The organism is Brevundimonas sp. BR2-1 (assembly GCF_037626195.1).
Taxonomy (GTDB): Bacteria; Pseudomonadota; Alphaproteobacteria; order Caulobacterales; family Caulobacteraceae; genus Brevundimonas.
This window is the reverse complement of record NZ_JARKMV010000001.1, coordinates 249,823-263,341: the sequence shown is the minus strand read 5'-3', so window position 1 is coordinate 263,341 and position 13,519 is coordinate 249,823. Positions and strand designations below refer to the sequence as shown.

The following is a 13,519-nucleotide window of genomic DNA, read 5'->3' as shown; positions in this document are numbered from 1 at the left end:
CGTCGAACCCGCGCCGCCGGCCTCCGGCGGCGCGGGTCTTTCTATTTCAGGAAAAGGAAAATCCCATGCCCGTCGCCATCAAAGTGCTGAAAATCTACACGGACGAAGCGGCCTACTTCGGGGATCACAAGGTGTTTGAGGTCGTTGCGACACGCGCCCGGGCGGCGAACGTCGCCGGGGCGACCATCCTCCAGGCCCTCGTCGGCTTCGGCCACACGCCGCACCAGCACCGCCGACACGTGCTCAACGACGACCGGTCCGTGGTGATTGAAATCGTCGACGAGGAAAGCAAGCTGCGCGCGTTTGTGGCCTCCCTGTCCGATCTGGAACATCTCGGGCCCATCACGCTTCAGGACATCGAGGTTCTGCACTGGCCCGCGGCCGCGGACACCGAGACGCTTCGCGGAGAGACCTGATGGGCCACGGACACGACCACGGCGCCGATGATCTGCCGGACGGCCGGCTGATCGCCGCGGTCGCGGTCAACGTCCTGCTCACGGTCGCGCAGATCATCGGCGGCGTGGTGTCCGGTTCGCTGTCCCTGATCGCCGACGCCCTGCACAATCTGAACGATGCGGCGTCCCTGGCCCTGGCCCTGTTCGCGCGCAAGATCGGCCGTCGGCCAGCCGACAAGCTTATGACGTTCGGCTATGGCCGCGCTGAAGTCGTCGCCGCCCTGATCAACCTCACCACCCTGGTGATCGTCGGGCTCTATCTGATCTATGAAGCGGTCGCCCGGTTCCTGAACCCGCAGCCCATCGACGGCTGGATCGTCATCGGGGTGGCCGGCGTCGCCCTGGTGATCGACGTGGTGACCGCGGTCATGGTTCACGCCGGCTCGAAGAACAGCCTGAACATCAAGGCGGCCTTCCTGCATAATGTGTCCGACGCCCTGGCGTCGGTCGGCGTGATCGTGGCGGGGATCCTGATCCTGCTTTACGATCTCTACGTCGCCGACCTGGTCATCACCCTGGTGATCTCCGCCTATGTGCTCTGGCAAGGCTTTTCGCTCCTGCCCCGCACCATCCGCATCCTGATGGGCGCGACGCCCGACGACCTGGAATATGATCGGATCGTTGCTGCTGTCGCCGCTGTTTCCGGCGTCAAGAGTCTCCACCATGTTCACGTCTGGAGCCTCGACGAACACACGCGGTCGCTGGAGGCGCACATCGTCCCCGACACGGGATCGATGAAGGCGTTCGAAGAGATCAAGACCCGCATTCGCGCGATGCTGAAAAGCGACTTCGCGATCGCCCACGCCACGCTTGAACCTTGCACAGGCGTCGCCAGCAGCGACCCCGCATCGGTCAGGGCCCACGCCGGGAAAACCCACGATCACAGCCATTCTCATGGAGACGAGGCATGAGCAAAGGTCACGAACATGGCGCAGGGGCCAGCAGCCGACGGCTGACCTGGGCCCTGGTCCTGACGGGGACGTTTCTTGTCGCCGAAGTGGTGGGCGCGGTGGTGTTCAAGAGCCTCGCCCTGCTCTCGGACGCAGCGCATATGCTCACCGACGTCGCTGCGCTGGCCATCGCGCTTGCCGCCATCAAGATCGGGGAGCGGCCAGCCGACGATCTTCGCACATTCGGATACCGTCGCTTCGAGATCCTCGCCGCTGCCTTCAACGCGGTGCTGCTGTTCCTCGTAGCGGGGTACGTCCTCTATGAAGGGGTGCTGCGTCTCCTGAACCCTGAGCCGGTGGGCTCTTTCGGGATGCTGGCGGTGGCGTCGCTCGGCCTTGTGGTGAACCTGATCTCCATGCGCCTGCTGGCGTCCGGCGCCGCGAAAAGCCTGAACATGAAAGGCGCCTATCTGGAGGTCTGGGCCGATATGCTGGGCTCCGTTGGCGTGATCGGGGGAGCCGTCCTGATCATGCTGATGGGCTGGACCTGGGTTGACCCTGTCGTGGCTATCGGGATCGGGCTGTGGGTCCTGCCGCGGACCTGGGTCCTGCTGAGAAACACGACGCATATCCTGCTTGAGGGCGTGCCCAAGGGACTGTCGCTTCCAGCCGTGCGAGCGACCATCGCCGGCGTGCCCGGGGTGGCCGAGGTTCACGACCTTCACCTGTGGGGAACCGGCAGCGACGATGTGAACGGGTCCGTCCACGTGTCGCTGACGGAGGGTCAGGTCTTTGAAACGGTGCGCCTGGGCGTTCTTGAACAGCTGAAGGCTGTCCATGGCATCGATCACGCCACAGTGCAGATCGAAGAAGGCGGGGCCAGGGATGCACGAGGAACGGGCGATGCCGAAAAAGGACATCGCTGATCGTCAGCGCAGGATCCTCATCGTGAGTTCTCTCCGGCGGCGCCAGGATGCGCGCTGCCGGGACGTCAGGCTTTCCCCACCGCCGCCGGCAGGGCCGATCCTGTCGCGGCCGCGCGGGTCCGCTGTTTGCACCGGTCGCGGAGAGCGTGAATTTCGACGTCCGTGCAGGCGCCATCGCAGTCGAGGGCGGGGTGGAAATCCTGCGAGATGCGCGCACCGAAGACAACGAGGAAGCGGTCCGATGAGTTCGTCCGATACTGATCATCAAGCCGGCGACGGCCATGACCATGCGAGTGAAAAGGCGGGGGCCGACGCCCATGCGCATGGCGGGGTGTTCGGGTCGAACACGGAGGTGATCTTCGCCCTGGCGAGCGGCGCGGCCCTGGCCCTGGGCTTCGGCCTCGAACAACTCGCGCCCGGCGTCCCGGTCTGGCTGGCCCTGGCTCTCTATGTGGTCGCCTATGGCTTCGGCGGCTTCTTCACGGTCCGTGAGGCTTTCGAAAACCTTCGCAACAGGCGTTTCGAGATCGACACGCTGATGCTCGTGGCCGCCGCCGGGGCCGCGGCTCTGGGCGCATGGGCGGAAGGCGCTCTGCTCCTCTTCCTGTTCAGCATCGGCCACGCCCTCGAACACTACGCCATGGGCCGCGCCAAACGCGCGATCGAAGCCCTGGCCGACCTTGCGCCTCGCACGGCCCACGTGCGTCGCGGCGACCAGGTCGTGGAGGTTCCGGTCGAGGCGGTCGAGGTCGGCGACACGGTCGTGGTCCGACCAAACGAACGGCTGCCGGCCGACGGCTTCGTCGTGGTCGGCGCGACCAGCATCAACCAGGCCCCGGTCACCGGCGAGAGCATGCCGGTCGACAAGCAGCCGGTTCCTGACGCCGCCACGGCCCGCGCCCGGCCGGCGCAGATCGGCTCCGCCTCCATCGTCTTCGCGGGCACCATCAACGGGGCCGGCGCGATCGAGATCGAGACGACGCGCAAATCCACCGACACGACCCTGGCCAAGGTCGTCCGCATGGTCAGCGAGGCCGAGACCCAGAAGTCTCCTACGCAGCGGTTCACCGACCGCTTCGAACGCATCTTCGTCCCCGTGGTGCTCGGCCTCGCCTTCGTCCTCCTCTTTGCGTGGGTCGTGGTCGACGAGCCGTTCCGCGACAGCTTCTATCGGGCCATGGCGGTCCTGGTGGCGGCCAGCCCCTGCGCCCTCGCCATCGCCACGCCCAGCGCCGTTCTCTCGGGCGTCGCGCGGGCGGCCCGGGCCGGCGTGCTGATCAAGGGGGGCGCGCCCCTGGAGAACCTCGGATCGCTCCACGCCATCGCGTTCGACAAGACCGGCACCCTGACGGAAGGACGCCCCCGCATCACCGACATCGTTCCCGTGGGCGGCGCGAAGGACATCGACCTCCTGACGACCGCCGTCGCCGTCGAGCGACTGAGCGACCATCCCCTGGCGGAGGCGATCGCGCGCGACGGTCTGGAACGGCTCAACGGTGCGGCGATCGCCGCGGCGTCTGATCTGAAGAGCCTGACCGGGAAGGGCGTCACCGCTCGGCTCGAGCGCGCGACGATCATTATAGGCAAGCCCGAGATGTTCGGCGTCGACGGCGTGGCTCCCCTCGGCAAGGAGGCGGAGGCGGCCGTGACGCGGCTCCGGCTGGAGGGCCGCACGTTGATGGTCGTGCGCCGGGGCGAACGCGACCTTGGCGTGATCGGCCTGCTGGACACGCCGAGAGCGGCAGCGCGCGCCACGCTGGAGGCCCTGCGCGCTCTGGGCGTGTCGCGGATGATCATGATCTCCGGAGACCACCAGAAGGCGGCCCAGGCGATCGCCGGCCAAGTCGGCCTGTCCGAAGCCTGGGGCGACCTCATGCCTGAGGACAAGGTGGAGGCGATCAAGCGACTGCGCGCCGAGGGCAAGATCGCCATGGTCGGGGACGGCGTGAACGACGCCCCCGCCATGGCCACCGCAACCGTGGGCATCGCCATGGGCGCGGCCGGTTCCGATGTCGCCCTGGAGACCGCCGACGTCGCCCTGATGTCCGACGATCTGGCGCAGTTGCCGTTCGCTGTGGGTCTGAGCCGCAGGACTCGCGGCATCATCCTGCAGAACCTCGTCGTCAGCCTCGGGGTGGTGGCCTTCCTCGTGCCCGCCACCATCTTCGGACTTGGCATCGGACCCGCTGTGGCCATGCACGAGGGCTCGACCCTTCTGGTCGTATTCAATGCCCTCAGGCTCCTCGGCTACCGCGACCCGACCCGCCGAGCAGGCTCCCCGGACGGCGTGGCGGCCGCCGCAAATCCAGACCCGAACGGAAAAACGTCATGAAGCGGATCGGATGGGTTTCCGTCATCGCACTCTTCCTCGCACTGTCGGCCTTCGCCTTTGGCATGTTGTCGGGACGGTCACGGCCTGCGTCAGAGGCGGCGCCCCCGTCATCGGCCCGGGATGTCGCTGCTCATCAGCCCCAGGGCGCGACGCCGGGCGAGGCTCCCTCCACGCAGGCCTATCGGGCAGCGAGCGACCGGATGCACCAGGGCATGGCCATCGCCTATACGGGCGATGCCGACGTTGATTTCCTTCGCGGCATGATCGCGCACCATGAAGGCGCCATCGCCATGGCGAAGATCGCTGTCGAGCACGGCGAGGCCGCGGACGTCCAGAACCTCGCCCGCGAGATCATCGCCGCCCAGGAGGCCGAGATCATCCGGATGAAAATCCTGCTGGCCCGCCACGAGGACGCCGCGCAGACCGACGTCAGGTCCTGACGCCGGTGGTCGGCAAACGCTCGGGGTCCGCCGCCGAGGACGCATGGTGCGACGATGTGGCCTCCGGCGCTGCACCCGCAAGTGCTTGAATGACAAGCGGTCCGCGGCAATATTGTTTGGGCTGGCTCGGGTCAAAGCCGCGATGACGGTCTGCTGATCGCTCGCGCTGCGCCGCGGAGCCCCGGCCCTGCAAGTTTCCGGACGCGTCGCCGCGTCGCCGCCGCCCTGGACTCCATGTCTCCGTTCGATCCCCGCACCCGGCCAGCGCGCTTCGCGCCGCATGTCCTGACCGCCGCGGCCGCCATGACCGTGGCGCTGTTGGCGGGACGGGTCCAGCCGCCAGTGACGGCCGAGGCCGGGGTCCCGGTCACACTGTCGCCGGCACAGGCAAGGGTTCTCGAGGCCAAGGCTCTGGCGAGCGCCGGTGCGCCGGCCGGGCTGACGATTCCGGAATCGGTTCCCGTGGAGATCCGCAAGGGGGAGACGTTCGAACAGGCGGTGCAGCGCACAGGGATCGGGGCGGGAGAAACGCGAACGCTGATCGACACCCTTGGGCGCGCGTTGGACGTCCGCGACCTCCGGCCCGGTCAACGCTTCGAGACGGCCATCTCGCGGCATCGCACCCCGCGCGGCGATCGCCACCTCATCGGTCTGACGCTTCGAACCGGCCCGGTGAGCCAACTGACGGTCTCGCGGACCTTCGACGGTGCGCTGCGCCTTCGGTCGCTCGACGAAACCGTCATGCAGGAGACACGGGTCGCCAGGGGCGAGGTCGAGGGATCCCTGGCGTCGTCCCTTCGGGCGACCGGCGCCGGTGCTCAGGTTTCTCGCGCCGTCGCCCAACTGATCGGGACCCCCGGCGGCGTGAAGGCCGGGGACCGCTTCGCTCTGGCGTTCGACCGGACGGTGACGGATGGCGGCCGCACGATCGAGACGGGCGAACTGCTGTATGTCGCGATGAAGGGCCGGGCCCTCTATCGGTTCAAGCCGGCGGGCGCGCGCGAGGCGGGCTATTTCGACCCCGCCGGCGTGAATGCGCGGACCGATGTCATGCGCGCGCCGCTGGACAGGATGCGGGTCAGTTCCGCCTTCGGACCGCGGCGCCATCCGATCTCGGGCATCGGCAAGAGACATGAAGGCGCCGATCTCGCCGCTGGCATGGGAACGCCCGTGCGCGCGCCCGCCGACGGTGTGGTGGTCGAGGCGCGGCGCTGGGGTGGTTACGGCAACTGGGTTCGCATCCGCCATCCCAGCGGCCTGGAGTCGGGCTATGCGCACCTGTCCCGTTTCGCGCCCGGCCTGCGCGCGGGACAGAGAGTGACCCAGGGCGAGGTGGTCGCCTACGTGGGCTCGACAGGCGCATCGACGGGGCCGCATCTACACTATGAAGTCTGGAAACGGGGCCGGCGGGTGGACCCGGCAGGGGTCACCACGAATCATTCTCCCGGTCTGGCCGCCTCCGACCTCGCCGCCTTCCGCGTCGAAAAAGCACGGATCGACCGCATCCTCGCCGCCGGCGGCGAGCGCCGTCCTGTCGCGACGCCCGGTCGCGCCGCCATATGACCCCGGCCGCGCGCCAGACGGTCGAACCGGGCAGGCGAGGCGGCGGAATGAGCGTAACATTTCGCGCGACGAGAGCGTATAGAGGCGGGATGAGCGTTCATCGCCGACTGGTCCTCTCCGGCGCCGTCCTCCTGGCGGTGTTCGCGGTGCTGTTCGCGTCCGGTGCGGCGACCGCGAGGGAGTCCGTTTCGGGCTGTGATCGGATCGGCGCGAGCGCGGAGGCGTCCGCTCCTGTCGCGCCGGCTCCGGAAGCCGCGGATCCACATTGCCTCCGATCCTGCGTCGTTCATTGCCAGACCCTCCCGCCGGCGGGCCCCGACCCTTTGATCCCTACCAAGCCGCACGAGACGCGCTACGGCCTGATCAATGACGCCCCCCTGGCGTCCCGAACCGACGCCGAGGACCCGCCGCCCCGTCTCTGACCCGCGGATAACGGACGCTCGCCCGCGAGGGCGGCCTCTTTCGGTCCGGACGCGGCTGCCGCGGCAGGCTCGCGGCGTCGGGCCAGGTTCCCATCATCGGGTCGTGCTGGATCGCCGGCCCTGACCCTGTCCTTAGGAGACAAACAATGCTCAAGCTGAAAGCCGTCCGGTCGTCGGGCCTCAGCCGGCGCACGCTCGGCCTGACTGCGGCCGCGGCCGCCCTGACCCTGCCTCTGTCCGCCTGCGGCGGTTCCGCCGGAGTCACGCCTGCGCAAGGCGACATGGCCCTCGGCGCCGCCGAGGGCGCCAAGGTCACCGTGGTCGAATATGCCTCGGTGACCTGCGGTCACTGCGCCGCCTGGCAGGCCGAGGTCTGGCCCCGGTTCAAGGCGAAATACGTCGACACCAACAAGGTCCGCTATGTCTTTCGCGAGTTCCCGACCGCGCCCCAGGCCGTCGCCGTCGCCGGCTTTCTGATCGCGCGCTGCGCCGGCGAGCGTCAGTATTTCGATGTGATCGACGACGTTATGGCCAGTCAGGCGGAGTGGCAGGCCGGCACGCCGCCCAGCCAGAGCCTCCAGCGGATCGCGACCTCCGCCGGTCTCAACGACCAGCAGTTCGAGGCCTGCCTCAGCGACCGCGAGGCCATCGCCGCCATGGACCAGCGCATCAAGGCCGGGCTCGACGCGGGCGTGACCGGCACGCCGACCTTCTTCGTCAATGGCGAGAAGCTCGCCGACTCGTCGCTGGAGGCGCTTTCCGCCGCCATTGACCCCCTGCTGGAGGGCTGAGCCCATGACCCCCCGTCCCCTTCTGATCGCGTTCGGCCTGCTGGCCTTCGCCGCTCCGGCCGCCTGGGCGCAAGCCGATCCTGACGGCGCGAGGGCGGCGCTTGGAGTCGTGCAGGTTCAGGACCGTGTCCTCGGCCGGACCGACGCCCCGGTCACGGTGATCGAGTATGCTTCGTTCACCTGCCCGCACTGCGCGGCCTGGCATCGGGACGTGCTCCCGGCCCTCAAGGCCCGCTTCATTGACACGGGCCAGGTGCGGCTGGTGTTCCGCGATTTACCGACGTCGCCCCAGGGGCTCTCTGTGCCCGCAGCGGCCATGGCCCGGTGTGCGGCGCCGGAGACCTATTTTGAGGTCGCCCAGGCCTTGATGGACGGCCAGGCGGCCTTGCGCGCGGGCGGCGACCCAAACGCCTGGATGAGCCAGGCTGCGGCCAGGGCGGGACGACCTGTGGCCGAGTTGCAGGCCTGTATGAACGACCCGGCAACCCAATCGACGTTGAACGCCGGCGTGGAAGCGGCGGTGGCGGGCGGCGTGACCGGAACACCGATGTTTCTCGTCAACGGCCGGCTTGCCGAGGACAGCAGCCTGGAAGGTTTGTCCAACATGATCGCCGGCGCCTTTCCGGCCGCGCGGTAGCCGTCTGCGGCCACAGTGACCGAGCCGTTCCTGACCGGGACGGCTCGCGAGGGCCGGTCGAGAAATCGGCTGGACCCGCGATCAGGGCAGTTGGATCAGGGCCGCAATCCAGCCGGCCGTCTGGGCGTATTCGATCGATTCAAAGACAGGGACGGCCAGCAGAAAGACGAGACCGTCGCGAAGCGTAGTCAGGAAAAAGCCGGGCCGAATGTCGAGGATTTCCGGGTCGCGCCACAGGGAGAAGTCGGGCCAGAAGCGCGGCGTGCGGGCCTCATAGGCTGCGTAGACATTCGTGAAGGTCGCCCTGAGCCAGCACTCTTCGCGGCTCACAGTCGCTCGAAACACGATCACCGCAATCAGCAGAAAGGCGCAGGCCAAGGCGATGCTGCCGGTTCTCGCGCCGATGCCGAATGCACCGATGAAGCTGAACAGGTAAAGCGGGTTGCGGCTGACGGAATAGGGACCGAGATCGACGATCTCCGCCTTCTTGCGGCCGCCGATATAAAGCGAGCACCACGCCCGGCCAACGATGCAAACGGCGATCATCGCCAAGCCGAAGTCCTCGAGATACTCGTGAAAGGGCGTGTGGCCGCCGATGGTCCGGCTGACCCCTGCGACCCCGACGGCCACGACGATCCCGATCAGCAAGACTCCCTTGCGGATTTGTTGCACGCGGAAGAGGTCGGGTGTGACGGCCTGATGCATGGATTGCTCCTCGGCGGCGAGTGTGAAACGTCACGATCGAACAGGCAACCATGCTCGCGGACACCCGCGCCTTAGCGGGCCGCGGTAACTATTTCTTGCCTGAAGCAAGCTAGGCTTCGGGCATGAGCCGCGCGCCGACCGCTTCGACCGGCCCCGCGCCGCCGCGCATCGCTCGCGGCGGCTGGCTCGACGCCCTGCGGTTCATCGTGGGAGCGATGATCATTCTCTACCATTTCCGCGAGGCGGCTCCGACGCCCCTGGGGCAGCTGCACCCGGTGTTCGACCGCGGCTATCTGCTGACGAACTTCTTCATTCTCGACTCCGGCTATGTCCTGGCCCGCATCTACGGGGATCGGCTGGCCGCCGGCCAGGCCTCGGTCCGCGCCTATTCACGCCAGCGTCTCCTGCGCGTCATTCCCGCCCATCTGGCGGTCAGCCTGGTCCTCGTGGCCATCGTCGGCGGGGCGGCGCTCGCCGGCGTCGCACCCAGCAATCCCCGGTGGTTCGACTGGTCCCAGCTGCCGGCGCAGGTGTTGCTTCTGCAGGCCTATGGCGTGCCGGGCGGACAGGGGTGGAACGCGCCGACATGGACCCTGTCGGCCCTGATCGGCTGCTACCTCCTGCTGCCCTGGATCTGCCGGGTCGTCTGGCGAATGACGCCGCTGGCGGCGCTGCTCGGCGCGATCGCACTGCTGGTGGTCGGCGATCAGGCCGCCGTCATGTGGCTGGGCGACCCCCTCTACCGGCTGCCGCTGTGGTTCGGGATCCTTCGGGCCCTGCCGCTGTTCCTGCTCGGGGTCGCGGCGGCCTATTTCGGATCAAGGGTCTATGTCGCGCCGCGCGCCGCCGGTCTGATCGGGGTCTCCGCCGCCCTGGCCCTGGCCGCCCTGCAGGCCTTCGGCCCCTTCAGCCTCGCGTCCCTCGGGCTGATGACGGTGATCATCTGGGCGGCGGGCGCCGTCCCGGTGGGCAGGCCTTCGCGCCTGGTCGAACAGCTCGCCCTGATGTCCTTCGCCATGTTCCTGACCAATGAAGTCAGCCGCATCGTCTGGTTCGGGCTCCTGGAGGCGGTCGGTCAGGACAACGCCCCGTCCGGGGTCCGCTGGACGCTGTGGACGATCGGCTTCGTCGGGGCCTTCGCCGCAGCGGCGGTGTTCCGCTACGGCTTCGACCGACCCGTCCAGACCTGGATCAATCCCTCCCGGACAGCGGTGGACAAGCCGCCGGTCGCCGGCTCCCCGGCGACTCCCGCCGCCGGCGCCATCCGCTTGGCGAACCCTTCGCGCCCGGACATCCCGGGAGAACAGAGGGCCTGCGGCCCGCCGGTCACGATCGGATCGCAAACGACTGTCATGGCCGCTCCGGGCGACAGGCCGCGCAGAGCCCCTGGGCTTCGACCGTGACCCGTTCGATCGCATAGCCCGTCGCTGTCGCGGCCGCCTTCAGGGAGGCCGTGCCCGGGGAGGATATCTCGCGACAGGCGCCGCAACAGTCGCAGAGGAGGAAGGCCGCGGGCGAGCCGAGCCGTTCGGGCTTGCACGCTACGTAGGCCTTGACGGTGGCAAGGCGCTGAACGAGGCCGGTCGTCTGGAGGAAGTGCAGCGCCCTGTAGACGGTGGCCGGTTTCGCGACCCGGCGATCAGGATGGAAACTCGCCACCAGGTCATAGGCCCCGACCGGGCCTCCGGCCGCGAGCAACAGCTCCAGCACCCGGCGCCGGGGCCGCGTCAGCCGTCCTCCGCCCCCGGTCACCCTGGCAGCCGCGGCGTCCATCATCCGTTCAATCTGCGCGGCCGTGGGGCGGCCGGTCTCCGGGTGGTGCGGACAGGCCGAGGTCACCGGTCGCTCTGGCCGGTGCGGGCTGCCGTGCCCCCGGGCGCCGCTCCGCCGAATGGCGAGACCCCTGTCATTTTTCGCTTGCATCTCCAGTCGCTGGAGGACCTAGCCTCGCGCGGTCGAGACGACAAGGAGCGGACATGACGGCGGAAACCTTTGAAAGCCGATACAGGGTCAGCGGCATGGACTGCGCCGGATGCGGCCGCAAGATCGACACCGCCGTCCGCAAACTGCCCGGCGTCGAGGATGTCTCTGTGGCGGTGCAGACCGGCGCGCTGAAAGTCCGGCATGGCGGCGGCCTCGCCGACGAGGCGGTGCTGCAGCAGCTCCGCAATCTCGGCTATGACGGCGAGCCGGTCGCCCCGGCGACAGGACCGGGCCGGCCGCCCGCCGGGCCGGCCGAGGCGGCCGCGGAGCACGCCGCGGGGCCGTGGTGGTGGACGCGAAAGGCGCGGCTCACCGCGCTATGCGGCCTGGCGCTGCTTGTCGCCTACGGGGTGGGCACGGTCTTTCCCGCGGTTGAACGTTACGCCTTCCTCGCGGCCCTCGCCGTGGGACTGATCCCGGTCGCGTCGCGCGCCGTGTCGGCGGCGCGTTACGGCACGCTCTTTTCCATCGAAATGTTGATGTCCATCGCCGCCGTCGGCGCCGTCTTCATCGGGGCCGAGGAGGAGGCCGCCGCCGTCGTCCTGCTGTTCCTGATCGGTGAAATGCTCGAGGGCGTGGCGGCCGGCCGCGCGCGCAGGAGCATCCAGGGCCTCGCAGCCCTCGTGCCCAAGACCGCCCGCGTGGAGGTCGACGGCGTGACGACGGAGGTGGCCGCCGACGCCCTCGAGATCGGCGCCGTCATTCTCGTCCGGCCGGGCGACCGGGTCCCGGCGGACGGCGAGATCATCGAAGGCGCGGGCGACCTGGACGAAGCCCCGGTGACCGGCGAGAGCGTGCCGCGCCGCAAGGTCGTGGGCGATGCGGTCTTCGCGGGCACCATCAACGGCGGCAGCGTCCTGCGCGTCCGGGTGACGGCCTCGGCGTCCGACAATACGATCGCCCGGGTGGTGCGGCTGGTCGAGGAGGCGCAGGAATCCAAGTCGCCGACGGAACGCTTCATCGACAGGTTCTCCAAAGTCTACACCCCCGGCGTGCTCGTCTTCGGCGCCCTGGTCGCGGTGGCGCCGCCGCTTCTGTTCGGCGGCGCGTGGAACGACTGGATCTACAAGGGGCTCGCCGTGTTGCTGATCGGCTGCCCCTGCGCCCTGGTCATTTCCACCCCGGCCGCCATCGCCGCCGGCCTTTCCGCGGGCGCCCGGCGCGGCCTGCTGATGAAGGGCGGCGCGGTGCTCGAGACGCTCGGCAAGATCACCGCGATCGCCTTCGACAAGACGGGAACCCTGACCGCCGGCAAACCGATCGTCACCGACGTCGTCGGCGGCGCCCGCGAGTCTGCCGTTTTGCTGTCGCTCGCGGCGGCGCTGGAGACGGGGTCGAGCCATCCGCTCGCCGTCGCCATCCTGGCGCGCGCCAAGGCTGATCGGATCGCGCCGCCGCCGGCGACCGCGACCCGCGCCATCGCGGGAGAGGGCGTCGAGGGCGAAGTCGCAGGCGAGGTGGCGTTCCTCGGCTCGCCCCAGGCGGCGGCCCGACGCGCATCGATCTCCCCATCGCAGGACGCCGCCATCGCGGCGTTCAACGCCGAGGGCAAGACCGTCGCCGTCCTCGTGGTCGCGGGCGAGGTGGCCGGCTTCCTCGCGATGCGCGACGAGCCTCGCCCGGACGCCGTTTCGGGTCTGGCCGACCTCAAGGCGCGGGGAATCCGCACCATCATGTTGACAGGCGACAACCGCCGCACGGCGGAAGCGGTCGCGGCCGGGCTGGGCATCGAACCCCGGGCCGAGCTTCTGCCGCAGGACAAGCTGGTGATCGTCAAGGGCTTGCAGGCGGAGGGGCTGGTGGTCGCCAAGGTCGGAGACGGCATCAACGACGCGCCGGCCCTCGCCCAGGCCGATGTCGGAATCGCCATGGGCGGCGGGACTGACGTCGCCCTGGAGACGGCGGACGCCGCCGTGCTTCACGGCCGGGTCCGGGACATCCCCGACATGATCGCCCTTTCGCAAGGGGTGATGGGCAATATCCGCCAGAACATCACCATCGCCTTGGGGCTGAAGGCCGTGTTTCTGGTCACGACGGTCCTCGGCGTCACCGGCCTGTGGCCCGCCATCCTGGCCGACACGGGGGCCACGGTGCTCGTCACGGCGAACGCCATGCGGTTGCTGCGCTGGACGCCCAGTCACAAGGCTCCGTGACGCACGCCGCATCGGACTTCGACGCTGTCGCTGGCTGCGTTGCGGCGGTTGGGCAAGGCCCCTGCGCCGCCTGGCAGGCAACCCGGACAGCGGCGGCGTATTGCCGGGAGGACGCGATCGACGCAGTGTCTGTTTTTCGGGAGCGGTCATGGACGACAGGACGGACGGTCCGCCGACGGAGCGGGCAGAATTGCCGAAGGGTCGCGCGCAGCGCTCTTCCGA

The 13,519-nt window shown here is 69.0% G+C and carries 12 protein-coding genes; 10 read left to right on the top strand and 2 right to left on the bottom strand.

What is annotated here, in order from left to right:
* The first annotated feature begins 65 nt into the window (after positions 1 to 65).
* The 8 genes from BrevBR_RS01340 to BrevBR_RS01305 all read left to right on the top strand — a co-directional run bounded on the left by BrevBR_RS01340 (position 66) and on the right by BrevBR_RS01305 (position 8,456).
* Positions 66 to 416: a DUF190 domain-containing protein gene (locus BrevBR_RS01340; protein ID WP_339999679.1), complete on the top strand. Its 351-nt coding sequence runs from the start codon at positions 66 to 68 to the stop codon at positions 414 to 416.
* Positions 416 to 1,366, top strand: a complete 951-nt coding sequence (locus tag BrevBR_RS01335) for a cation diffusion facilitator family transporter (RefSeq protein WP_339999678.1) — start codon at positions 416 to 418, stop codon at positions 1,364 to 1,366. The genes BrevBR_RS01340 and BrevBR_RS01335 overlap by 1 nt, the downstream gene beginning before the upstream one ends.
* Positions 1,363 to 2,271: a cation diffusion facilitator family transporter gene (locus BrevBR_RS01330; protein WP_291837314.1), complete on the top strand. Its 909-nt coding sequence runs from the start codon at positions 1,363 to 1,365 to the stop codon at positions 2,269 to 2,271. The genes BrevBR_RS01335 and BrevBR_RS01330 overlap by 4 nt, the downstream gene beginning before the upstream one ends.
* Before the next feature lie 241 nt (positions 2,272 to 2,512).
* A complete protein-coding gene (locus tag BrevBR_RS01325; protein ID WP_339999677.1) occupies positions 2,513 to 4,603 on the top strand; it encodes a heavy metal translocating P-type ATPase in 2,091 nt (696 codons plus the stop codon).
* A complete protein-coding gene (gene copM / locus BrevBR_RS01320; protein WP_339999676.1) occupies positions 4,600 to 5,043 on the top strand; it encodes a CopM family metallochaperone in 444 nt (147 codons plus the stop codon). Before BrevBR_RS01325 ends, copM begins: the two co-directional genes overlap by 4 nt.
* Before the next feature lie 234 nt (positions 5,044 to 5,277).
* Entirely contained in the window at positions 5,278 to 6,606 is a 1,329-nt protein-coding gene (locus tag BrevBR_RS01315) for a peptidoglycan DD-metalloendopeptidase family protein (protein ID WP_339999675.1), read from the top strand.
* Positions 6,607 to 7,174: 568 nt separating this feature from the next.
* Complete coding sequence (locus BrevBR_RS01310) at positions 7,175 to 7,819, top strand: DsbA family protein (RefSeq protein WP_339999674.1); 645 nt, start codon at positions 7,175 to 7,177, stop codon at positions 7,817 to 7,819.
* Positions 7,820 to 7,823: 4 nt separating this feature from the next.
* Complete coding sequence (locus BrevBR_RS01305; protein WP_339999673.1) at positions 7,824 to 8,456, top strand: thioredoxin domain-containing protein; 633 nt, start codon at positions 7,824 to 7,826, stop codon at positions 8,454 to 8,456.
* Between the two features lie 81 nt (positions 8,457 to 8,537).
* Here BrevBR_RS01305 and BrevBR_RS01300 read toward each other — a convergent pair whose 3' ends face one another.
* Positions 8,538 to 9,161 carry a methyltransferase family protein gene (locus tag BrevBR_RS01300; protein WP_339999672.1) on the bottom strand — a complete coding sequence of 208 codons (624 nt, stop codon included), beginning with the start codon at positions 9,159 to 9,161 and terminating at the stop codon, positions 8,538 to 8,540.
* Between the two features lie 122 nt (positions 9,162 to 9,283).
* On the opposite strand from BrevBR_RS01300, the gene BrevBR_RS01295 reads away from it, so the two are divergent.
* Positions 9,284 to 10,564 carry an acyltransferase family protein gene (locus BrevBR_RS01295; RefSeq protein WP_339999671.1) on the top strand — a complete coding sequence of 427 codons (1,281 nt, stop codon included), beginning with the start codon at positions 9,284 to 9,286 and terminating at the stop codon, positions 10,562 to 10,564.
* On the opposite strand, the gene BrevBR_RS01290 is transcribed toward BrevBR_RS01295, so the two are convergent.
* Positions 10,512 to 11,000, bottom strand: coding sequence for a Fur family transcriptional regulator (locus BrevBR_RS01290; RefSeq protein ID WP_339999670.1), 489 nt, complete (start codon positions 10,998 to 11,000; stop codon positions 10,512 to 10,514). The genes BrevBR_RS01295 and BrevBR_RS01290 overlap by 53 nt on opposite strands.
* A gap of 137 nt (positions 11,001 to 11,137) precedes the next feature.
* On the opposite strand from BrevBR_RS01290, the gene BrevBR_RS01285 reads away from it, so the two are divergent.
* Positions 11,138 to 13,297, top strand: a complete 2,160-nt coding sequence (locus BrevBR_RS01285) for a heavy metal translocating P-type ATPase (RefSeq protein WP_339999669.1) — start codon at positions 11,138 to 11,140, stop codon at positions 13,295 to 13,297.
* The last annotated feature ends 222 nt before the right edge of the window (positions 13,298 to 13,519 follow it).